This is a genomic window from Pseudomonas gozinkensis (assembly GCF_014863585.1).
GTDB classification, from domain to species: domain Bacteria; phylum Pseudomonadota; class Gammaproteobacteria; order Pseudomonadales; family Pseudomonadaceae; genus Aquipseudomonas; species Aquipseudomonas gozinkensis.
This window is the reverse complement of the sequence record NZ_CP062253.1, coordinates 350,017-370,555: the sequence shown is the minus strand read 5'-3', so window position 1 is coordinate 370,555 and position 20,539 is coordinate 350,017. Positions and strand designations below refer to the sequence as shown.

The window sequence follows — 20,539 nt, the reverse complement described above, 5'->3', positions numbered from 1 at the left end:
AGTCTATCTCATCAATGACGCGGATCGAAGGCTAAATCTCGGCGTCGCGACCAAACGTCCTCCATCCTCTACCTACTCTGTTCCGGCATGAAGATCCCACTCGAGGGTTCGCGGTTTGTGATGGACGCTGGAATGTGAAACTCTTCAACGTTTTAGCCTCCTTCCGCTGTAGAAAATTCCCAGTGAAGATTAAAGTCTCCCTTTTGCCATGCAGATTTTCACGTAACATTTCTGTAGAGCATTGCCACTTTCTGACGAATCTGCAGATCCATTCTCTCTGTAAGAACTGACAAGAATTTGGTTACGCCTAAAAGACGACATCCTTCGAGCATATTTTTCTGTTCATCACACCAGCAGATATCTCAAGCTTCAGATGAAACAGCGTCACAAAGCTGTCGCCCACAAAAAAGCCCTCGCATCTCTGCAAGGGCTTCGTGTTACCGCTTCAATCAGTGCCCAGCACTCTGCCCACCATCCACATGCAGAATCTCGCCCGTCACAAAATTCGCGTTATCGAGATACACCACTGCCTGCGCAATATCGTCGATCTCGCCCATGTGCCCAACCGGGTGCAGCGCGCCCAGTGCCGCGTGGGTTTCTTCGCCATGCATTGGCGTCTTGATGATGCCCGGCGATACGGCGTTTACCCGGATTCCGCGTTTGGCGTATTCGATGGCCAGGGATTTGGTGGCGGCGTTGAGGCCGCCCTTGGTCAGTGAGGCGAGGACCGAGGGCACGCCGTCGATGGCGTGGTCGACCAGGCTGGTGGTGATGTTGACCACGTGGCCCTTGCCTTGTTTTTCCATCTCGGCGATGGCCAGTTGGGTGATGTAGAAGAAGCCGTTGAGGTTGACCGACAGCACCGCGGCGTAGTCTTCCGGGGTGTAGGCGGTGAACGGTTTGGCGACGAAGATGCCGGCGTTGTTGACCAGGGTATCGATGCGGCCGAAGCGTGCCACGCCTTCGCTGATCACGCGCTGTGCGGTGGCCGGGTCGCCGATATCGCCGGCGATGGTCAGGATCTGCGGGTCGTTCGACGGTTTGATCGAGCGCGAGGTGGCGACAATGTTGTAGCCCAGCTCACGGAAGGCTTTGACCATGCCTTCGCCCAGACCTTGGGAAGCACCAGTGATAACGACGGTTTTTTTCGAGTTGCTCATGATGAAATCCTCAATCAATAAGTAGGTGTTGAATCAGGCGGTCGCCAGTTGTTTCAGCATTTGTTCGTAGTACTCGACCGATTGCGAACCGGACACCAGGTGCTTGCCGTTCAGGATCAGCGCGGGCACCGAGTTGATTCCGTGCTGCCGGTAGAACGCCTGCAGTTGCCGCACTTCGCTCGCGAATTCGTCATTGGCCAGCACCTTGCGGGCCCTCGCCGCATCCAGCCCGGCTTCGGTCGCCAGACGGATCAGCGTCGGGTGATCGTTGGGGTTGTCGCCGTCGCGGAAGTAAGCGCGCAGCAGGATCTTTTTCAGCGCGACCTGCCGCCCTTCCTGCGCCGCCCACATCAGCAATCGATGAGCGTCGAAGGTGTTGTGAAAGTGCGTGCGTTTCTCCAGGTCGAACTCGAAACCGATGGCCTGGCCGCGTTCGATTTGCATCTTCTTGCCAGCAGCGACGTCTTCGGCGGTGCGGCCGTATTTGCGCATCAGGTGCGGCACCGCCGGTTCACCTTCGGCGGGCATGTCCGGGTTGAGTTCGAAGGGCTTGTAGGTCAGCTCTACCGAAATCTCGCCGGCCAGATTGCCGATCGCCTGCTCCAGCGCTGTCGCCCCGAGTGCGCACCAGGGGCACACCACGTCGGAGACAAAATCGATGGTCACGGTCGGGGTCATGACTGACCCCGTTCCACCAGTTGTCGGCGGTATTCGGTGGTGGTGATGCCGGCGTAGCCCCAGTTATCGGTGTCGACTTCTTCGATCACGATGTGGGTCAGGTCCGGGCGTTTGTTGAGGACGCGTTCCAGGGTTTCAGTGATTTCGGCGATCACCTGAGCTTTCTGCTCACGGGTAACACCGTCGCGGGTGATGCGTACGCTGACAAATGGCATGACGACGACTCCAGTGACCTGCCCTCGGGATGATGGTCAGGTGTTGGAGCTCAATTTAGGCGTGTGGCGGGAGGGGAAAAAGTAGGGGTGGGGTACTTCATTTGTGAGGTGGTGTAATGAATTGACAAGCCGAAGTTCAGTGACAGAGAATCCCCTCAAGAGCGCGAAACCGGCTGCCATCAGGTGGCGATAGCCGGCGTTAGGAACCCCGTTGATGACCTGAAAATCAGCGTTCGGGTGAGACCTCTTCTCCCCTGCTTGAGGGAGCACAATATCGAGCGACTTCAACAAAAAAGCCGACAGCGATGTCGGCTTTTTTGTGCGCGCTATTTGAACAGTTCGGAATGAGTACCCAAGTCAACGAAGGTGATCAAATCTGGGCGTGTGTTTTCGTAAATCATCAAAAAGTCACCGCCGATGTGACACTCGCGAAATCCAGTCCAATCACCGTTTAGAGCATGATCCACATACTCCGCAGGCAACTGTTCGCCCAAAAACAACATGACCATCACCTTACGAACTTCATTCATATCTCGACGCCCGGCACGCTCGTAACGATCCCAGGACTTCTTGAACTCGGACGTTTGTGAAGCCTGCTTAGGCCGCTCAGCGCGTTTTTGTCTTTTCTCCGGTTTCGCCATCGGCAGCCCTCAGCATCTCGTCTATCGAGTCGAAACGCTGGCGAATATCTCGTGCTTCCATCATCGCGCGGGCGGTCTTCTCTGAAGGGACGCGCACCTCAAAGGGCAAGCCTTGGGTCGCAACGACCTGACGGAGAAACAGACGCATGGCATCACTAATACTGAGCCCGCAAGCGTTCAAAACCTCAGTGGCACGCGCCTTCAAATCCTCATCAATGCGGCAACGCACATCGGTGGTTTTCAGTAGTGCACCCATTTCAATTACCTCATTGTGATTTTGTAGCTACATTGGCGCCACCTCTACATTGTGATCAGGGGATTCGTTTGGGGTCAATGTGAAGTTGATATACGGGTCTTCACCGTCGTAACTCACTTCTATTTCATCCGCTTTGACACCGGACTGCTATCAGCCCAATCGCCAATTTCCCTGAGATGTATCTGCTCATCGTGCAGGCATAACGTGTGAACCCTGTCAGTCGTTTCTCTTGATGAATCTGACCAGACGCACCCAAACCGTGCACTTTTTTTGACCCCAATCACCCCCACGTCACCAAAAACCCCGATCCTGTGTCAGCCTCCAGCCATCGGCGGGGACATCAATTCGCTACTAATTGCGCGACAACTATGCTCAGGTGCAGGAATATAGCCGGCAAATGGCGCCGTTCAGGCCGTCACGTACACAACAATACCCAGCCCACTTCAGAGGGCATTACCCATGGATAGCAGAACCTTACGCAACCTCATGCGCATCGTGCAGACCGGCTCGTTGTCGGCCGCAGCCGAGCATTCGTGCCTGACCGTGCAGGCCCTGGCCGCACAGTTGAACAAGGTCGAAGAGCAGTTCGGTTTCCGCTTGTTTAGACGCTCCAACAAGGGGCTGACGCTGACGCCGCAAGGCACCGAGCTGACGCCCTATATGGACAGAGTGCTGATTGCCACGCGGCAGATGGAGGAGAAAGTCGAAGCATTGAAGGTGCCGGGACAGCGCACGTTGAAAGTGGCGTTGAATACCACGCTGGACCCGGATTTCAACCGGCGATTGATAGGGCGCCTGATCGATGTATTCCCCGACTACCAGATGGAATTCAGCTATGCCGAGTCGATGGAAAACCTCAGCAAGCTGAAGAATGAGGACTTCGACCTTGCGGTGCTGATCGGCCCGCAGCGTCCGGGTTTGCCGAGCATCGTCCTGCCTGAAGTGCAGGTGCAGGTGGTCGGCGCGCACTGTGGTCAGGAGAACGATCCGCTGACGTTGCTCGGCAACAAGTTTCAGGTGCGTCCCGCAGAAGATTGTCCGTATTCCCACAGCTTTTTGCGTTTTCTCGACGCCGGGCTGGGCAATCATGAGAACAGTCAGCGGACGATCTACTCCTGCAGCGAAACGCTGACCCTGTCGCTCATCACCCAGATGGATGCCGTCGGCATGGTCTCCCGCGAGGCCGCGCAGAAGAACGGCCTGACGATCTTCCCCGGGTTCGAGGATTTCCTCGAAGTGCGCCTGGCGGTGAACAACCCGGATCTGTCCGGCCAGGCGTTGAACGACGTGGTCGATCTGCCGCTACATGAACGAGCCGAGCGCAATGTACGCAGCCGTCCCAACCGCCACACTGAGAAAGAGGTTTTTGCTGAAATACGCACATAACAGCGTCGGAATCGCTGCATAGAATTCCGGGCGATCGAGCTGTATGTGCTGATCCTTGATCAACAAGGGTGTCAGGCTGATCGCAGCGACGATCGCCACCGGCAGGTATTCCAGCGCCCGCGCGACGAAGGGCGGCCAGTGCTCGGTGTTGACCTGCAGCGGCAAGGCCCGTGGCAGGAAGGTCACGGCCATCATCAGCGCGACCACCAGAATCAGGAACGTTTGGTCAGGCATACACCCACTCCGCAGCCCACAAACGTGGCGATGAAAACGTTGAATGGCGAGCTGCCCACCAGACTCAGTGCGCCCATGCAGACGACTGCGGCCATAGCGGCGATGAGTTTGTTGCGGGTGTTGCACAGCGAGACCAGCACGTAGAGCATCATCGCGGTCAGCGCGTAATCGAGCTGATATTTGATCAAGTGCGACGCGTACTGCGCGCACAGCGCACCCAACAATCCGCCGATCACCCAAGAGGTGTGGCAGAACAGGTTGAAGCCGATCAGATATCGAATGTTCACCGGTGCACCAGTGCCCAGTTTGACGCTGTGGAAGGCGAACGATTCATCGGTCAGGCCGCCGGCGTAACACCAGCGCTCCATCCGGCTCAGGCCCAGCGCCCGTAGGGCCTTCGCCATGTAGACCGACATCAGCATGTGCCGCGCGTTGATCAGAAACGTGGTCAGCACAATGGTGGTCAGCGATGCCCCGCTGCTGATCAGCGCCAGCGCCGCGAATTGCGAAGCCCCGGCATACACGAACAGACACATCGCCACCGGCAGCCACAGCGGCAGGCCGGCATTGACGGCCATCAGCCCGAACACGAACGACACGGTGAAGTAACCGGCCACCACCGGGCTGGCTTCGGCAAAGGTGCGCGATGGCTGACGATCGACCATCAGCGGCGCACTGCCGGATGTTTCATTCATAGATCCCTCTCAAATGTCCGCTCGCCGTGAGGTTCGCAAAAACCCTGGGCTGTCCAGAAACGCTTGCCCGCGAGGTTAGCATCGTCGACGAACAGAAACATCCGCAGCACACCGACCCGTTTCATGTCGGCCGAGGCCGCTTCCACCAGCCGCTGGCCGACGCCTTGGCTGCGATAGCGCAGGCTGACCGCCAGATGGTTGATGGTGCCGCGACTGCCCAGCATGCCGCCCAGCACCGCGCCGACGATTTCGCCTTCGACATCGAAGGCCAGATACGCCGTGGTGGTTTTCTGGATCAGCACGCCGCGCAGGCATTTGGCGTCCTGCCATTCACAGAACGACACTTCGTCGAACTGGCGAAAAAAGCGCTCCATGCGCTGGGCATCCTTGGCCGTCGCGCGCCGCAGTACCACCGGCGTCGAGCATTCGACGCCGTCTACTTGGGTGATCTGATTAGCGAACAATGTCGAAAGCGGTCCCGGGCCGCGAGAAGGAAATCGCCAGAATCTGCCGGTACGCCATGGCGTGGGAGTGGGTGTTGCGTGCCGGTGTCACGTAGTGGCGCATGTCGCGGTCGAGGAAGTAGGTGGTGTCGAGGATTTCCTGGTAGGTGGTCGACGCCAGTTGATGCTCGTGGATGTCGTACAGACGACTCTCGGCACCCTCGACGTTGTTGCGGCCCCAGAAGTGCACGCCGCTGAACGGATAACCGTCGCAGTGAATCCCCTCCGGAGTGATTTCCAGTTGTTTGCCGGGCTTGATCTCGATGCGGATCTGATGAATCTGGCACTGCCAGATTTCATCGTGCAGCTCTTCCGGCAACACGCTTTTGTACACTTCGAAATCGGTGTCGATCAGGCTGCGCATTACCGGCGAGCTGATGACTTCGTCCGAGAAGTCCTGGAAGTGCCGCACCACGCCGCCCACGTAAGCATTGTTTTCCTTGGACTGCACGTACGCGCGATGTTCCAGCTGCTTCAGTTCGCGAGTCTTGGGGTTGTATTCAAAGTCGCTGTAACGACGGTAACGCATGCCGGCTTCGGCCTGACCGTAGTAACTGTCAGGCTCCATGTTTTCCCAACTTTTGGTCAGTCTGACGAAGTCGGCGAAATGACCGTAGAGATTGAAGTCAGCACCCTGCACATTGGCGTACTTGTCGCGCCGTAGCGATTCGCCCACTTCTCTGGTTAAAACGATCATTACCAAATTCTCCGCTGCATTGAGCGGCCTAATCTATTAGGTGGAGAATTTGCGTCCATGAGAAAGAATTTCAGGCATTTAAAGCCCTGTTTGAAACGCGATTTGAAACAGCTTGAAAGTGCATTTCAAATGACAAAAACACGGGTTTTTATGCTGTTTTTTCAAAAAACGTCAAAAAAAAACCCCGAACGAGTCGGGGTTTTTCTGTCGCGTTTCGCGGGTTCAGCCGATCATCAGAAGATGTTGATCGGGTAATCCACGAACACACGCAGTTCGTTGCCGCTGACGTTGTATTCGCTGGATTTCTGCGAAACACGCAGGATCGAGCTACGCAGCTTGATGCTCAGGTCTTTGGCCGGGCCACTTTGCACGACGTACTTGAACTGGTTGAAGATCTCACGCTCGGTGCCGCCTTCACTCGTGGACGTGGTGATGTTGTCGCCACGCACGTACGCGAAGTTGTAGCTCAGACCCGGTACGCCGAACGCGCTGAAGTCCAGACCGTAACCCAGCTGCCAGCTGCGCTCGTCTTCAGCGTTGAAGTCGGACCAGTAGGAGTTGGCCAGGTAGATGGTGTTGCCACCGTCACCCACACGACCCTGACCTTTCTGGTAACCACCGTAGGCGTAACCCAGGTTGCTGTCGCCGGTGGAGCGCTGGTGCGCCACGGTAAACGAGTGCGGGCCAGTGGCGAAGGTCGCTGCCAGGCTCCAGATCTTGTTGTCGTCGCCGGTCACACCGTTTTCGCGGACGTAGGAGTTGTCCAGCTTGGTGCGGTAACCGTTGAAGTCCAGGGTCAGGGATTGATCCTTGTCGATCGGGAACACGTAGTTGGCGTTCACATATTGCTTCTTCAGCACGTCTTCGACGTCGGAAGCATACAGCGCAGCCTTGAACTGTTCGGTGAACTGGTAGCTGCCGCCCAACACGTTGATCGACTTCAGACCACCGCTGTCACGACCTTCAGCGCTCTTGCGCGATTCGGCGGTGAAACGACCGGCATCCAGTTGCAGACCTTTGATCTCTTTGGAAGTGATCAAGGTACCGGTGTAGCTTTCCGGCAGCAGACGCGAGTTGTCGTAGTTCAGCACCGGCAGGGCCGGCATCTGGTCGCCGTAGGTCAGCACGGTGTTGGACAGACGGAATTTGACCGCTGCGCCGCCCTTGGACAGGTCGTCAGCCGCGTTGCCGCTGTCACCCTGTTTGAAGAAGTCGATACCGCCAGCGCCGCTGCGGCCCTTGCCGCCGTCCAGACGCAGCGCGTACAGACCGAAAGCGTCCACACCGACACCGACGGTGCCCTGGGTGAAACCGGACGAGAACGTACCGATGGCCGCCTGCCCCCACTCGGCCTTGTCCTTGTTGCCATCTTTGTAGTCACGATTGATGTAGGCATTGCGCAGCAGCACTTTGAGGCTGCTGTCTTCAACAAAACCCTTGGACTCGGCCTGGTCGTTAGCCATGGCCGACGTGGCACTCAACATCCCCAGTGCGATCAGACTGATTCGCTTGTTCAACATTTTGTTTTCCTTATTACGGGTTGAAACGCGCTGTGTCGAACGGCTGAAACGGCGCTTATTGCACTCTTTTATTCACCCCGAAACAAAAAGACCCGCTCAAGACAATGTCATGGCGGGCCTGCTCCTGATTTTGTGTCATGGCGGTTAGCCACAGGCGTTGGGCCGAATCGTAGCCGCGCCCTCAACAATGTGTCAATTTCAAGAATCGTCTTTAAATAGGCGAAAAACGTCTAAAAAAAGTAAATTTTGCGATGGCTGCATGCACGGAATTGACCGCAGCCAGGGATTTGATGCTGGATTACGCGCAACCATCGAGGCCACAGACCGGCAGGGTTTCAGCCCCTGGCGCAGGCGTAAACGACTCGCTCAACCATTGGGCGAAGGCTTCTGGTTTGCCGAGCCACGGACCGATATCAACCAGTGTGAACTGACCGTCCTGTTCCAGTGCGAAAGTTGGAAAACCCTGCCCACCAAGTTTTGCCAACAGGGCGCGGCTGTTCTTTACATGTTGTTCGGTGTCGACGGAGTGCAAGGCATTCAAGAACAAATCGGCGTTGTAGCCCTGCTCTACCGCGTATCCCACAAGCACACTTTCGTCGGCAATTCGCCGCCCTTCTACATAGTGCGCAGTCTGCAAACGCCCAAGCAGTTCCAGGCCACGACCGTCGATTTTTTCCGCTGCCATTACAGCGGCAATTGGGGGTGCCGAATCAAACACCGCCGTGTGGTCACGCAACAGGCCTTCGAAATAAGCTTCGCCGAACGGCTGACCGGTGTATTCAGCAATGCGTCGATCATGGGGCATCACGTAGTTACGCAGTTGCGGCGAAACGTTCTGGCGGTTGGCACCCGTCATCATGCCGCCGGCGTGGGCGATCACCGGCAGCACTTGCTGAGCGGCTTGCACCAGCGGTTTGGCGCCGTAGCACCAGCCGCACAGCGGGTCGTAGATGTAATGAAGAGTCATCGGAAGCTCCGGCTAGAAGGTGGGAAAAATGATGTCGGCACATTAGTCCCTCGGTCGTTGCGGAAAAACGCCGAAATGGCTTTCAGTCTGTTGCGGCAATCGGTCGAATGCGACGGTTGTCCGCTCCGACACAAGCCTGAAATAAATTGACACAATCAAACCACGGAACTTTTCAGGAATAATTAACGGAAGTAAATGCAAAGCATTACCATTCGCGCGCTCGAATTCTTCCACCCTTTCGGATGCGCTTTTCAATGCCTGCCCCGTTCCGTCTCACGCCCGTCACGCTTGGGCTTTCTGCCTTTTTGTCCTCCGGTTTCGCTTACTCCGCGACCGAGCTTCCCGCCACTTCGATCAACGCCGAAGCGCAGGCCGACGACCCGCGCGTGAAGGTCAGCAACACCGCGACCCGCACCTCAACACCCGTGCGTTACGTGCCCCAGGCGATCGACTCGGTGAAGACTGCCAACTTCGCCAACTACGGCACCAATGACCTGGGCGACGCCTTGAGCGGCATGCCCAACGTCAGCAGCGGTGGCGATACGCGCTTCGACAGCCTGCGCATCCGCGGCTTCGACGCCAGCAATGACTTCTATCTGGACGGCATCCGCGACGACAGCCAGTACAAGCGCGATCTGCACAACATCGAACGCGTCGAAGTGCTCAAGGGCCCCGCCGCTGTGTTGTACGGCCGTGGCAGCCAGGGCGGGATCGTCAACCGCGTGAGCAAGGCACCCGAATTCGGCCGCCGTTCGACCATCGAGGCCCAGGGCGGCAGTGAAGACCTGCGCAGCTTGTACGCCGACCTCAGCACCGACCCGAGCGACAACATCAGCCTGCGCCTGAACATGGGCAACATGGACGAAAACAGCTTCCGCGACGGCGTCAGCGGCAATCGCCAGCTGTTCGCACCGTCGATGAGCTGGCAGCTCACCCCTGACCTGAACTGGCTGGTGCAATACGAATACAGCCGCTACAACCGCACACCGGATCGCGGCATTCCCGGCGTCGGTGGACGTCCGGCGGATGTCGGCCGGGACACGACCTACGGCAACGATCACGACTTCATCGACGACAAGACGCAATCCCTGCGCTCGAAGCTGAGCTATGAAATCAACGACAACTGGCAGCTGCGCCACACACTCGGCGTGTTCAAGCTCGACAGCGATTTCGACAACACCTACCTCACCGGTTACACCCCGGCGACGAAGAAGGTCACTCGTCAGCACTGGCAACAGGACCTGACCACCCGCAACGTGTTCAACAACGTTGAGCTGGAAGGCGGATTCGAAACCTTCGGCCTCGAGCACCGCCTGCTGACCGGCCTCGAAACCGGCAGCCAGCGCCGCGACCCGACGCTCTACAACGCGGCCACCGGCCGTGGTACTCAACCGGTGCCGTCGCTGGATCTGTACAACCCCAACCGCGAACTGCGCCACACCGGGCGCATGCAGGTGTCGAGCAGCAGCCACACCGAAGTCGAAAGCCGCGCGGTCTACGTTCAGGATCAACTGCGCCTGAACGATCAATGGCAATTGCTGGCCGGCCTGCGCTACGACACCTTCGATATCGAGTCGACCAACAAGCTGCGCAATATCTCCGAAGACCGTGACAGCCACAGCACCAGCCCGCGTTTCGGCGTGGTCTGGACGCCGCTGCAGAATCACTCGTTCTACGCCTCGTGGACCAAGACCTTCTCGCCGGTGGGCGGCGGTCTGATCGGCATCACCCCGGGTGCGGCCGGCAACACCAATGACCTGAGCCCGGAGCTGACCAAGCAGAAGGAAATCGGAGTCAAGAGCGATTGGCTCGACGATCGCCTGAGCACCACCCTCGCCGTCTATGAACTGGAACTCTACAACCGTCGCACCACCGATCCGAACGACCCGACCCTGACCGTGCTCAGCGGCCTGCAGCGTTCGCGCGGCATCGAGCTGACCGGTACCGGCAAGATCGTCGGCAACTGGTACGTGCGCGGCGGCGTCGGTGTGCAGGACGCGACCATCGAGAAGGACAACAACGGCCTGGAAGGCAAACGCGTGAACAACGTGGCCAAGCGCAACGGCAGCCTGTTCCTGACCTGGAAACCGGAAATGGGCTGGTACGCCGAAACCGGCCTGACCCTGGTCGGCCAGCGTTATGCCGACAACGCCAACACCACCGTGCTGCCGGGCTACGGCCGCTGGGACGCGCTGGTCGGCTACCGCCACAAGGACTGGGACCTGCGGGGCGCCCTGAACAACATCACCGACCGCGAGTATTACTCGTCGGCCACCAGCGCATTCCAGATCCAGCCAGGCGCACCGCGCAGCCTGGTCGTCACCGGCACCTACAGCTTCTGATTCGCGCCCATAAAAAAAGCGCTGCCATCCCGGCAGCGCTTTTTACAATCCTTGTTTGTTCTTCTTATCCTTCCATCACATCCCAAAGTGCATCCAGTTCGGCCTCGCTGAACAGGCCAGCGGGGTAACGCTCGATCATCATCCGGCGCGGATCAGGTTCCCTGATCTGACGCGTTCCATTGGACTTCAACCAGTGCGCGACAATCTGGAGCGACTCACTATTTACCGCCATGGGATGCAACGTCCGCTCGCTGATTACGTTCACTTCGGCGTTCATTTCAGCGCTCTCTCCCCGTTCGTGAGCGGCTACGTTATCCAAGGTTTATGACAGAACTATTGAAGTTCTCCCCCCTCCCTAGTGCGCCATGAGCGATACAAGAGCTATGCCAATGTCTGGAAATCGCCGACAAGCGGACATAAAGAAACCCGCAGTCCTGACGGGCTGCGGGTTTCTCTTCAAGCGTGGACAGCAAATGACTGCCCGGTCGTTTTCTCAATCAACTCAAGCTGTTACATCCGCACTCACTCTTTGTGTGGTGCGGGTTGCTGTTGGGTAAGGCAGTGAATGTTGCCGCCCCCCAGTAACAGTTCGCGACCCGGCACCATCACCACTTCGTGTTGCGGGAACAGGTTCTGCAGGATTTCGCGGGCCGGGGCATCCATCGGATCGTCGAAGCTCGGCGCAATGATGCCGCCGTTGACGATCAGGAAGTTCACGTAGGAACCGGCCAGACGCACGCTCGGGTTGCGCTCCTGAGTGCCGTCCACCGGATCCACGCCCGCGCATTCTTCTTCAGTGGCAAACAGCGGCCCCGGAATCGGCATCTTGTGCACCGTGAACGGGCGGCCCTTGGCGTCGGTGCTGCTTTCCAGCACTTTCATCGCGGCCTGGCAGCGCGGGTAGTTCGGATCCTGCGGATCGTCGGTCCACGCCAGCAGCACTTCGCCCGGACGCACGTAGCAGCAGAAGTTATCCACATGGCCGTCAGTTTCATCGTTGAACAGGCCATCCGGCAGCCAGATGATCTTGTCCACCGACAGGTTTTCGCTGAGCACCGCTTCGATTTCTTCGCGGCCCAGGTGCGGGTTGCGATTGCGGTTGAGCAGGCACTCTTCAGTGGTGATCAGCGTGCCTTCGCCGTCGACGTGAATCGATCCACCCTCAAGCACGAAGCCTTCGGTGCGATAACGCGAACTGCGCTCGATTTCGAGGATCTTGCCGCCGACCTGGGAATCGCGATTCCACGGCGAATACAGACCGCCATCAAAGCCGCCCCAGGCGTTGAAGTCCCAGTTCACACCGCGCACTTCGCCGCTGTTGTTGATCACGAAGGTCGGACCGCTGTCGCGGACCCAGGCGTCATCGCTGGACATCTCGACCACGCGGATATTCGGCACGTCGAGACGAGCACGGGCGTTTTCGTACTGGCCGGCGGAGACCGCCACGGTCACCGGTTCGAAACGCGCAATGGCCTTCGCCACGGCCGCGTGGGCAGCCTGCGCCGGTTTGCCGCCCAGACGCCAGTTGTCAGGGCGCTCGGGCCAGATCATCCAGGTCTGGGTTTGCGGTGCCCATTCGGCCGGCATGTAGAAGCCATCGGCGCGTGGTGTGCTTTTCAATGTGGTCATGTCGATCAGACTCCAGGGAACCGTCGAGGGTTTTCAACACGCCGTACAGGGTTGGACGACGGACTATGGCGACTTTATAAACGATAAATATCGGCTTTAGAAGCCATAAAGAAAAAACAATCTGAATTAACCCCTTCAAATGCCGATACAAATCGGCATTTGAAGGTCGCGGATGGCCTCAAAGCCCTTCTTCCAGCACCTTCGCCAACATGTCGACAAAGAAATCCACGCTCTGACGCGAGGTGACCATCGGCGGTTTGATCTTCAGGACGTTCAGGTAATCACCGGTCGGCTGCATGAAAATCCCCAGCTCCCGCAGGCGATCACACAACAGCGTGGTTTCCTCGGTCGCCGGTTCCAGGGTCTGCCGATTGCGGATCAGCTCGACCCCCAGATAGAACCCGGAACCGTGCACCGCGCCGACCAACGGATATTGATCGATCAGCGCTTCCAGCCGGGCCTTGAAGTGGGCGCCGACCACCTGGGCGTTTTCCCAGAGTTTTTCTTCTTCCATCACATCGAGCACCGCCATGCCGATCTGGCAGCTCACCGGACTGCCGCCGGCGGACGAGAAGAAATAGCCTTCGGCTTCCAGCGCCTCGGCGATTTCCCGGCGGGTGATCACGGCGCCCAACGGCTGGCCGTTGCCCATGCCTTTGGCCATGGTGATGATGTCCGGCACCACGCCTTGCTCTTCGAAACCCCAGAAGAAATGGCCCATGCGCCCGTAACCGACCTGCACCTCATCGGCGATACACACGCCGCCCCGGGCGCGCACCATTTCGTAGACTTTTTTCAGGTAACCCGGCGGCAGCGAAATCCCGCCCGCATTGCCGTAGACCGGCTCGCAGATGAACCCCGCCAATTGCCTTTTCTGCTCATTGATCTGCGCCAGATGCTGTTCGACGCTGCGCACGTAATCCGGCGCCGAATCCGGGCCGCGAAACTCGCCGCGATAGGTGTTCGGCGCGGTCACCGCATGCACCCAGTCCGGACGACTGCTCAGGGCTTTCGGGTTATCGGCAATCGAGGTCGAGACCGCGTCCGCGCCCACCGTCCAGCCGTGATAGGCCTCCAGCACGCTGATCATGTCGCGCCCACCGCTGGCGGCCCACGCCAGACGAATCGCCAGGTCATTGGCCTCGCTGCCGCTGTTGACCAGAAACACCCGATCCATGCCCTCCGGCGCCAGCTTCAGCAAGCGTTCGGAAAACTCGGCAACGGCCGCATAGTTGAACCGCGAGTTGGTGTTAAGCAGCGACCACTGCCGGCTCGCCACCGCCGCCATGCGCGGATGACCGTGCCCGAGTACCGCGACGTTGTTGAGCATGTCGAGATAGGAGCGGCCCTGCATGTCGATCAGGTGATTGCGCCAGCCGCGCTCGATTCGTGGCGGGTCAACGTAATAGTGTTTCTGGGTGCGGGCGAAACTGGCGTCTCGGCGCGCCAGCAGGGTTGCGGCGTCCAGCTCGGGCTCAGCGTCGCAGGCCAGGCCCAGCAGCGCTGCGGGCGACGGGGACAGCGCTTGCCATGCCGCCGCGCGGGTCGGCGTGCAGAACAGCGGTGCTTCAAGCTGTGCGCCGCGAATCAATTGCACGATCAACGGACCCTCCACCGAACCCAGCACCTGACCTTTGACCAGTGCTGCGCCGCTGTGCAACGAAGGTTTCACACCCCACAGACGCAGGCTCAGTTGCGGGCCGTCGAGTCGCAGCGCGCCATCGGCCGACAGGTGCAGCACGCCGGCAAACGGCGCTTCCACCGCCGAGCCTTGGGCTACATGCAATTCAACGTGCAACGGGAACGTCTCTGGCTCATCGGCGCTGTCAGGCCGGGTGCGCGACAACCGGTATTGCCCATACCGACTGGCCGCCAGACCGTGGATGGCGGCGGCTTCATTCAACAGACGCTGATCAATCCCGGGCTGCTCCCAATTGCCCGCCTCGAAGTGCGCGCTCAGCACCCCCAGATCGATCAACGCGAATTCGCGCCCGACCAGACCCGGCAGCAACGGCGCAAAGCCTTCACTGTCGATCGCCGGGAATATCTGGCCGACCGCCGTGAGAATCGCCGCCTCCATCAATGCCGGCGGCACCGAAGTGGCGACCCGGAAGATTTCCCATTCATGGGTGAGGTTGTCGCGGCTGTAGGTATTGCCCGGATCGATGCTGACCTGTTGCTCGCCACTGAGCACCAGCACTGCCGCCCGCGCCACGATCAGCGGCCACAGCGCCAGCAGCTCTTCGTTTTGCAGCGGATTGACCGCGTGATAGGCCTGCACCGCCGGCAGGATCACAAACGGATCGCCGGCGGCGTGATGCAGCAGCGCGGCGCAGGTGACCGACAGATCGGTGATGCGCCAGGTGCGCACCAGATCGCCGAAATCGATGACGCCCTGCAACTGCCAGTGCCGCCGGGCATCGCGCTGCCAGACCACGTTGTCATCGGTGATGTCCATGTGGATCGCCTGCACCGGCAGCTTTTCCAGCAGCGGCTGCAAACGAAGCCTGGCCTGTTCGGCAGCCTCGGCGATCAGCGTGCGCTGGCGTTCGTCTTCGATGACCGGCAGCAGGTGCTCGATCAGTGCGCTGGCGTGGCGCGCGTCCCATTGCAGCGTGCGTTCGAGTCCCGGATGGTCGAACCCGGCCAGGGCCAGATCCATTTCGCCGCAGAGCCGGCCGAAGCCGGCGACGACTTCGTGGCCAAGATGATCAAGGGCCGTCAGTGGCTGGCCCTCGATGTAATCGAGCAGCCGCACATGCACCGACTCTCCACCAACGTCGAGGGTCAGCAGATCAGCGCCGTTATTGGCCGCGATCACCCGAGGCACCTTCACCGCGCCCCGCTCGGCCAGGTATTTCAGGCCCGCATGCTGGGCCTGCAGTTCAACCAGCGAATAGTCGCCCCGGCAGATCTTCAATACGAAGCGCCCACGCTCGCTGTCGACCCGGTAATTGAGATCCTGCTGGCTGCCCAGGGCCTGCAACGTGCCGTTCAAGCCGTAATGCTGCGCCAGCAGATGCCGGGCCTGCTCCATCGAAACCTGAGGGCTGGGCAAACTGGCGCGATGGATCAACGTGGCGAACGACATGGAACGACCCCTGAAATTTTATTAGGCGCCTATATCGCCACCGCTGCAGGCGATCCGCAACCCCTGCTCCGTAGGAAAAGTATGTAACTTCGGACGAAATGCTCCCGGCCCCTCGCGCCCACCGGCACTTTGCGCAAGAATGTCGCCCATTCACACCTTCCACTGGAAAATCCCCATGAATGTAATCACCACCGACCTGCCTGGTGTCTTGATCATCGAACCCAAGGTGTTTGGTGACGAGCGTGGCTTTTTTTACGAAAGTTTCAATGCGAAGGCCTTCAAGGACGCTACAGGCCTGGACACGCAATTCGTCCAGGACAACCATTCGCGCTCGCAGAAAGGTGTTCTGCGCGGGCTGCATTACCAGTTGGAAAATACTCAGGGCAAACTGGTCCGGGTAACTGCCGGTGAAGTGCTCGACGTGGCAGTCGACATCCGTCGCAGCTCGCCGCATTTCGGCAAGTGGGTCGCCGTGCGTCTTTCCGCCGACAACCATCGCCAATTGTGGGTCCCGGAAGGTTTCGCACACGGTTTCGTGGTGCTGAGCGAATTCGCGGAATTCCTCTACAAGACCACCGATTACTACACCCCGTCCGCCGAACGCAGCATTCGCTGGGACGACCCGGATCTGGGCATCGACTGGCAGCTGGACGAAGCGCCGAAACTGTCAGCCAAGGATCAGGTGGCTGCCTTCCTCAAGGATGCCGACGTCTTTTCCTGAAGTTCTATGTGAATCTTCAGCGCCGCTGCCCACCCGGCCACGGGTGCGCAGACTGCGCCTGCAAGCCTAGGCATAATGCGCCTGTACCCACAGGCGCCCGATGCTCATGACTCCGACCCTTCCCCGTCGCCCTCGCTGGCGCAGCCTCGCCCTGCTGGCCCTGTGCCTGGCACCGCTGCTGTGGCCGCTGGAACATCTGGCCGAGCGCTATTACCGCAGCGAACTGGCCGGCCAGAACCGCCAGACCCTCGACCTCTACGTCGCCAACCTGCTGGGCACACTGCATCGCTACGAAGTGCTGCCGCAAATTCTCGGCGACCTGCCTGCGTTGCGCGCAGTACTCGGGGCGCCGGACGACGGCGTGACCCAGGGCAATGCCAACCGCCTGTTGAAGAACATCTCCGCGCAGACCGGAGCCGAAGTCATGTACCTGATGGACACCAACGGCCAGACGCTGGCGGCGTCGAACTGGGACAAACATGACAGTTTCGTCGGCCGCAATTTCTCTTTCCGGCCGTACTTCAGCGAGGCCATGGCCGGCCGCCTCGGGCGCTTCTTCGGTCTGGGCACCACTTCCGCCAAGCGCGGCTACTTCTTCGCCGCCGCGGTGCGCAGCGGCGAAAAAATCATCGGCGTGCTGGTGATCAAGGTAGACCTCGACCACACCGAAAGCCTGTGGGGCAAAACCCCGGAACAACTGCTGGTGACCGACCACAACGGCGTGGTCATCCTGACCTCGCGCCCGGAATGGCGTTTTCGCGCGACCCGCACCCTGAGTGATGCCGAGCGCGCGGCGATCACCGCCATCCAGCCCTACCCGACCCGAGAGCCTCGCCCGTTGAACCTGAGTCCGACCGCGTGGCTACCGCAGACCCAGGACATCGCGGAAACCGGCTGGAGCGTCAGCATCCTTGCCCCGCGTACGTTGATCGACCGACCGGTGCGCACGGTCGTGGCGATCGGCGGCGCCACCTTGCTGGTGGTGATGCTGTTGCTGGGCCTGATGATGCAGCGTCGTCGTCATTACCTGGAACGGATCGCTTTCGAAGCCAAGGCCCGGCGGGAGCTTGAGGGCCGGGTCGCCGAGCGCACCAGTGATCTCGAAGGCCTCAACCGCCGACTGAAACAGGAAGTGCTCGAGCGCGAGCAGGCCCAGCAGGAGCTGGTGCGGGCCCAGGACGATCTGGTGCAGGCCGGCAAACTGTCGGCGCTGGGGACGATGTCGGCGAGCATCAGCCACGAACTCAACCAGCCGCTGGCGGCGATCCGCAGCTACGCCGAAAACGCCGAAGTGCTGCTCGACCATGAGCGCACCGAAGATGCCCGCGGCAACCTCAAACTGATCAGCGAACTGACCGGACGCATGGCGTCGATCATCGCCCACCTGCGCGCCTTTGCCCGTCGCGACCGCCACGCCCCGGAAAGCGTTGCCCTGCAACCGGCGCTGGACGACGCATTGGCGCTGCTGGCCAAACGGCGCCGCAGCATGGACGTTGAATTGATCCGCGATCTGCCGGCCGCCACCTTGTGGGTCGAGGCCGGGGAAACCCGCCTGCGCCAGGTGCTGGGCAACCTGCTGGCCAACGCCCTCGATGCCCTCACGGAAAAAGGCCCGCCGCGCAAACTGTGGCTGAGTGCCGAATCCACTGACGAAGGCGTCAATCTGTACATTCGCGACAATGGCCCGGGTTTCTGCATGGAAGCCCTGGGCCGCGCCAGCGAACCGTTTTACACGACCAAGACCCGCACCCAGGGCCTCGGTCTGGGGTTGGCCATCTGCGAAACCCTGATGCGCGCCTTCGGTGGTGAACTGTCGTTCGCCAACCACAAGCAAGGTGGCGCCTTGATCACCCTGCGGCTGCGCGCCGGCGCGCCCGGGGTCAGCCTGCAACCGTCCGAGGATCGAAGCGCATGACCATCGACAACCGCATTCAGGTGGTGCTGATCGACGACGATCCGCACCTGCGTCAGGCCCTCGGCCAGACTCTGGATCTGGCCGGCCTGAAAATTCTTCCGCTGTCCGAAGCCAAGGGCCTGGCCGCACAACTGGAGCGCGACTGGCCGGGCGTCGTGGTCAGCGACATCCGCATGCCCGGCATGGATGGCCTGGAACTGTTGGGCGAACTGCATGCTCAAGACCCGGAGCTGCCGGTGCTGCTGATCACCGGCCACGGCGACGTGCCACTGGCCGTGCAGGCCATGCGCGCCGGTGCCTATGACTTTCTGGAAAAACCCTTTGCCAGCGACGCCCTGCTCGACAGCGTGCGCCGCGCCCTGGCCCTGCGCCGCCTGGTGCTGGACAACCGCAGCCTGCGCATGGCCCTGAGTGATCGCAACGAGCTAAGCGCGCGGCTGGTCGGTCAGTCCGCGCCGATGTCGCGCCTGCGCGAACAGATCGGCGCGCTGGCGGCGACCAAGGCCGACGTGCTGATCCTCGGCGAAACCGGTGCCGGCAAGGAAGTCGTCGCCCGTGCTCTGCATGATCTTTCGAGTCGGCGTAACGGCCCGTTCGTGGCAATCAACGCCGGAGCGCTGGCCGAGTCGGTGGTCGAAAGCGAATTGTTCGGCCATGAGCCCGGCGCCTTCACCGGCGCGCAAAAGCGTCGGATCGGCAAGTTCGAATTCGCCAATGGCGGCACGCTGTTCCTCGACGAAATCGAAAGCATGAGCATGGACGTGCAAGTCAAGCTGCTGCGCATGTTGCAGGAGCGGGTGGTTGAACGCCTGGGCGGCAATCAGTTGATACCTTTGGACATCCGCGTCATCGCGGCCACCAAGGAAGACCTGCGCCAGGCCGCCGATCAGGGACGTTTCCGTGCCGATCTGTATTACCGCCTCAACGTGGCGCCGCTGCGCATTCCGCCGTTGCGTGAACGGGGCGAAGACGCGTTGATGCTGTTCCAGCATTACGCCGACGAAGCCAGCGCTCGCCATGGTCTGCCACCGCACGAACTGCAACCGGCGCAACGGGCCTTGCTGCTGCGTCACTCATGGCCGGGCAATGTGCGGGAGTTGCAGAACGCGGCGGAGCGCTTTGCCCTCGGCCTGGAACTGGCACTGGACAACACGCAGCCCGATGGCAGCTCCGGCACCACCGTCGAAATCACGGCGGGAGGGCTCAGCGAGCAAGTGGAAAACTTCGAGAAATCCCTGATTGCCGCCGAACTGGCCCGCTCTCACGGTTCCGTACGCAGTCTCGCCGAAGCCTTGGGCATTCCGCGCAAGACCCTGCACGACAAACTGCGCAAGCATGGGCTGAATTTCGCTGGCAGCGGCGGCCATTCCGACGAATCCGAATGAAGCACGTTCAATTCACTTTTCTGCTCCAAGAGGCCCGGGCATGAAGCACGACAGTCGTTATCTGGAATCCGTTCTTCACCACGACATCCCGCTGACCCGGGACATGGGCCTCAAAGTGCTCGACTGGCAGGAACAGCAATTGCGCCTGCAATTGCCGCTGGACGCCAACGTCAATCACAAGAGCACCATGTTCGGTGGCAGTCTGTATTGCGGCGCTGTGCTGGCGGGTTGGGGCTGGCTGCATTTGCGTTTGAAAGAGGAAGGCATCGAGGACGGGCACATCGTGATCCAGGTAGGGCAGATCAGTTATCCACTGCCGGTCACCGGCGATGCCATTGCGATCTGCCCGTCACCGAGCGCTGCGGTGTGGAAGAAGTTTCTGGCGATGTATCAGCGCTACGGACGGGCGCGGCTGACTCTGCATACGCGGGTGGTCAATGCCGGGAGCGAGGAGGATGCAGTGACGTTCAGCGGGCAGTACGTCCTGCACCGCTGAAGACAGAA

Annotated in this window: 20 protein-coding genes; 6 read left to right on the top strand and 14 right to left on the bottom strand. The window is 60.0% G+C overall.

What is annotated here, in order from left to right; translation table 11 throughout:
• Positions 1-449 precede the first annotated feature (449 nt).
• The 5 genes from IHQ43_RS01605 to IHQ43_RS01585 all read right to left on the bottom strand — a co-directional run bounded on the left by IHQ43_RS01605 (position 450) and on the right by IHQ43_RS01585 (position 2,950).
• Positions 450-1,160 (bottom strand): SDR family NAD(P)-dependent oxidoreductase, encoded by a 711-nt coding sequence (locus IHQ43_RS01605; RefSeq protein WP_085608639.1) that lies wholly within the window; start codon positions 1,158-1,160, stop codon positions 450-452.
• A 33-nt stretch (positions 1,161-1,193) separates the two neighbouring features.
• A complete protein-coding gene (locus IHQ43_RS01600; RefSeq protein ID WP_192563149.1) occupies positions 1,194-1,838 on the bottom strand; it encodes a DsbA family oxidoreductase in 645 nt (214 codons plus the stop codon).
• Positions 1,835-2,053, bottom strand: coding sequence for a tautomerase family protein (locus tag IHQ43_RS01595; RefSeq protein WP_192563148.1), 219 nt, complete (start codon positions 2,051-2,053; stop codon positions 1,835-1,837). The genes IHQ43_RS01600 and IHQ43_RS01595 overlap by 4 nt, the downstream gene beginning before the upstream one ends.
• A 326-nt stretch (positions 2,054-2,379) precedes the next feature.
• Positions 2,380-2,694, bottom strand: coding sequence for a type II toxin-antitoxin system YafQ family toxin (locus IHQ43_RS01590; RefSeq protein ID WP_169428431.1), 315 nt, complete (start codon positions 2,692-2,694; stop codon positions 2,380-2,382).
• Positions 2,660-2,950 carry a type II toxin-antitoxin system RelB/DinJ family antitoxin gene (locus IHQ43_RS01585; RefSeq protein ID WP_085712741.1) on the bottom strand — a complete coding sequence of 97 codons (291 nt, stop codon included), beginning with the start codon at positions 2,948-2,950 and terminating at the stop codon, positions 2,660-2,662. The genes IHQ43_RS01590 and IHQ43_RS01585 overlap by 35 nt, the downstream gene beginning before the upstream one ends.
• 459 nt (positions 2,951-3,409) lie before the next feature.
• On the opposite strand from IHQ43_RS01585, the gene IHQ43_RS01580 reads away from it, so the two are divergent.
• Positions 3,410-4,336, top strand: coding sequence for a LysR family transcriptional regulator (locus IHQ43_RS01580; RefSeq protein ID WP_085712740.1), 927 nt, complete (start codon positions 3,410-3,412; stop codon positions 4,334-4,336).
• Here IHQ43_RS01580 and IHQ43_RS01575 read toward each other — a convergent pair.
• The 6 genes from IHQ43_RS01575 to IHQ43_RS01550 all read right to left on the bottom strand — a co-directional run bounded on the left by IHQ43_RS01575 (position 4,253) and on the right by IHQ43_RS01550 (position 8,952).
• Positions 4,253-4,570, bottom strand: a complete 318-nt coding sequence (locus IHQ43_RS01575) for an AzlD domain-containing protein (protein ID WP_007952614.1) — start codon at positions 4,568-4,570, stop codon at positions 4,253-4,255. The genes IHQ43_RS01580 and IHQ43_RS01575 overlap by 84 nt on opposite strands.
• Positions 4,549-5,265, bottom strand: coding sequence for an AzlC family ABC transporter permease (locus IHQ43_RS01570; RefSeq protein WP_085702720.1), 717 nt, complete (start codon positions 5,263-5,265; stop codon positions 4,549-4,551). The genes IHQ43_RS01575 and IHQ43_RS01570 overlap by 22 nt, the downstream gene beginning before the upstream one ends.
• Positions 5,262-5,639 carry a GNAT family N-acetyltransferase gene (locus tag IHQ43_RS01565; protein WP_007952618.1) on the bottom strand — a complete coding sequence of 126 codons (378 nt, stop codon included), beginning with the start codon at positions 5,637-5,639 and terminating at the stop codon, positions 5,262-5,264. The genes IHQ43_RS01570 and IHQ43_RS01565 overlap by 4 nt, the downstream gene beginning before the upstream one ends.
• Positions 5,640-5,718: 79 nt before the next feature.
• A complete protein-coding gene (locus IHQ43_RS01560; protein WP_192563147.1) occupies positions 5,719-6,465 on the bottom strand; it encodes a 2OG-Fe dioxygenase family protein in 747 nt (248 codons plus the stop codon).
• Positions 6,466-6,698: 233 nt separating this feature from the next.
• Positions 6,699-7,985: an OprD family porin gene (locus IHQ43_RS01555; RefSeq protein WP_192563146.1), complete on the bottom strand. Its 1,287-nt coding sequence runs from the start codon at positions 7,983-7,985 to the stop codon at positions 6,699-6,701.
• 298 nt (positions 7,986-8,283) lie between these two features.
• The gene (locus IHQ43_RS01550) at positions 8,284-8,952 is read right to left on the bottom strand and encodes a DsbA family protein (RefSeq protein ID WP_192563145.1); all 669 of its coding nucleotides are present in this window, start codon (positions 8,950-8,952) and stop codon (positions 8,284-8,286) included.
• Positions 8,953-9,206: 254 nt separating this feature from the next.
• Between IHQ43_RS01550 and IHQ43_RS01545 the strand changes: the two genes are divergently transcribed.
• Entirely contained in the window at positions 9,207-11,294 is a 2,088-nt protein-coding gene (locus tag IHQ43_RS01545; RefSeq protein WP_192563144.1) for a TonB-dependent receptor, read from the top strand.
• Positions 11,295-11,358: 64 nt separating this feature from the next.
• Here the strand turns inward: IHQ43_RS01545 and IHQ43_RS01540 are convergent, their stop codons facing one another.
• The 3 genes from IHQ43_RS01540 to IHQ43_RS01530 form a co-directional block, all read right to left on the bottom strand.
• Positions 11,359-11,571: a hypothetical protein gene (locus IHQ43_RS01540; RefSeq protein WP_065257771.1), complete on the bottom strand. Its 213-nt coding sequence runs from the start codon at positions 11,569-11,571 to the stop codon at positions 11,359-11,361.
• 245 nt (positions 11,572-11,816) lie between these two features.
• Entirely contained in the window at positions 11,817-12,923 is a 1,107-nt protein-coding gene (gene aguA / locus IHQ43_RS01535; RefSeq protein ID WP_085608632.1) for an agmatine deiminase, read from the bottom strand.
• Between the two features lie 178 nt (positions 12,924-13,101).
• A complete protein-coding gene (locus tag IHQ43_RS01530; protein WP_192563143.1) occupies positions 13,102-16,014 on the bottom strand; it encodes an aminotransferase in 2,913 nt (970 codons plus the stop codon).
• Between the two features lie 175 nt (positions 16,015-16,189).
• Here IHQ43_RS01530 and rfbC point away from each other — a divergent pair, with 175 nt between their 5' ends.
• The 4 genes from rfbC (at position 16,190) to IHQ43_RS01510 (ending at position 20,531) form a co-directional block, all read left to right on the top strand.
• Complete coding sequence (gene rfbC, locus IHQ43_RS01525; protein ID WP_192563142.1) at positions 16,190-16,735, top strand: dTDP-4-dehydrorhamnose 3,5-epimerase; 546 nt, start codon at positions 16,190-16,192, stop codon at positions 16,733-16,735.
• A 106-nt stretch (positions 16,736-16,841) separates the two neighbouring features.
• The gene (locus IHQ43_RS01520) at positions 16,842-18,650 is read left to right on the top strand and encodes a sensor histidine kinase (protein WP_192563141.1); all 1,809 of its coding nucleotides are present in this window, start codon (positions 16,842-16,844) and stop codon (positions 18,648-18,650) included.
• Complete coding sequence (locus tag IHQ43_RS01515; protein ID WP_192563140.1) at positions 18,647-20,035, top strand: sigma-54-dependent transcriptional regulator; 1,389 nt, start codon at positions 18,647-18,649, stop codon at positions 20,033-20,035. The genes IHQ43_RS01520 and IHQ43_RS01515 overlap by 4 nt, the downstream gene beginning before the upstream one ends.
• 40 nt (positions 20,036-20,075) lie before the next feature.
• A complete protein-coding gene (locus IHQ43_RS01510; RefSeq protein ID WP_192563139.1) occupies positions 20,076-20,531 on the top strand; it encodes a YiiD C-terminal domain-containing protein in 456 nt (151 codons plus the stop codon).
• The last annotated feature ends 8 nt before the right edge of the window (positions 20,532-20,539 follow it).

Coding starts and splice junctions, on each gene's coding strand:
- IHQ43_RS01605 (WP_085608639.1), bottom strand. CDS start 1,160: ATGAGCAACTCGAAAAAAACCGTCGTTATCACTGGTGCTTCCCAAGGT.
- IHQ43_RS01600 (WP_192563149.1), bottom strand. CDS start 1,838: ATGACCCCGACCGTGACCATCGATTTTGTCTCCGACGTGGTGTGCCCC.
- IHQ43_RS01595 (WP_192563148.1), bottom strand. CDS start 2,053: ATGCCATTTGTCAGCGTACGCATCACCCGCGACGGTGTTACCCGTGAG.
- IHQ43_RS01590 (WP_169428431.1), bottom strand. CDS start 2,694: ATGGCGAAACCGGAGAAAAGACAAAAACGCGCTGAGCGGCCTAAGCAG.
- IHQ43_RS01585 (WP_085712741.1), bottom strand. CDS start 2,950: ATGGGTGCACTACTGAAAACCACCGATGTGCGTTGCCGCATTGATGAG.
- IHQ43_RS01580 (WP_085712740.1), top strand. CDS start 3,410: ATGGATAGCAGAACCTTACGCAACCTCATGCGCATCGTGCAGACCGGC.
- IHQ43_RS01575 (WP_007952614.1), bottom strand. CDS start 4,570: ATGCCTGACCAAACGTTCCTGATTCTGGTGGTCGCGCTGATGATGGCC.
- IHQ43_RS01570 (WP_085702720.1), bottom strand. CDS start 5,265: ATGAATGAAACATCCGGCAGTGCGCCGCTGATGGTCGATCGTCAGCCA.
- IHQ43_RS01565 (WP_007952618.1), bottom strand. CDS start 5,639: ATGGAGCGCTTTTTTCGCCAGTTCGACGAAGTGTCGTTCTGTGAATGG.
- IHQ43_RS01560 (WP_192563147.1), bottom strand. CDS start 6,465: ATGATCGTTTTAACCAGAGAAGTGGGCGAATCGCTACGGCGCGACAAG.
- IHQ43_RS01555 (WP_192563146.1), bottom strand. CDS start 7,985: ATGTTGAACAAGCGAATCAGTCTGATCGCACTGGGGATGTTGAGTGCC.
- IHQ43_RS01550 (WP_192563145.1), bottom strand. CDS start 8,952: ATGACTCTTCATTACATCTACGACCCGCTGTGCGGCTGGTGCTACGGC.
- IHQ43_RS01545 (WP_192563144.1), top strand. CDS start 9,207: ATGCCTGCCCCGTTCCGTCTCACGCCCGTCACGCTTGGGCTTTCTGCC.
- IHQ43_RS01540 (WP_065257771.1), bottom strand. CDS start 11,571: ATGAACGCCGAAGTGAACGTAATCAGCGAGCGGACGTTGCATCCCATG.
- aguA (WP_085608632.1), bottom strand. CDS start 12,923: ATGACCACATTGAAAAGCACACCACGCGCCGATGGCTTCTACATGCCG.
- IHQ43_RS01530 (WP_192563143.1), bottom strand. CDS start 16,014: ATGTCGTTCGCCACGTTGATCCATCGCGCCAGTTTGCCCAGCCCTCAG.
- rfbC (WP_192563142.1), top strand. CDS start 16,190: ATGAATGTAATCACCACCGACCTGCCTGGTGTCTTGATCATCGAACCC.
- IHQ43_RS01520 (WP_192563141.1), top strand. CDS start 16,842: ATGACTCCGACCCTTCCCCGTCGCCCTCGCTGGCGCAGCCTCGCCCTG.
- IHQ43_RS01515 (WP_192563140.1), top strand. CDS start 18,647: ATGACCATCGACAACCGCATTCAGGTGGTGCTGATCGACGACGATCCG.
- IHQ43_RS01510 (WP_192563139.1), top strand. CDS start 20,076: ATGAAGCACGACAGTCGTTATCTGGAATCCGTTCTTCACCACGACATC.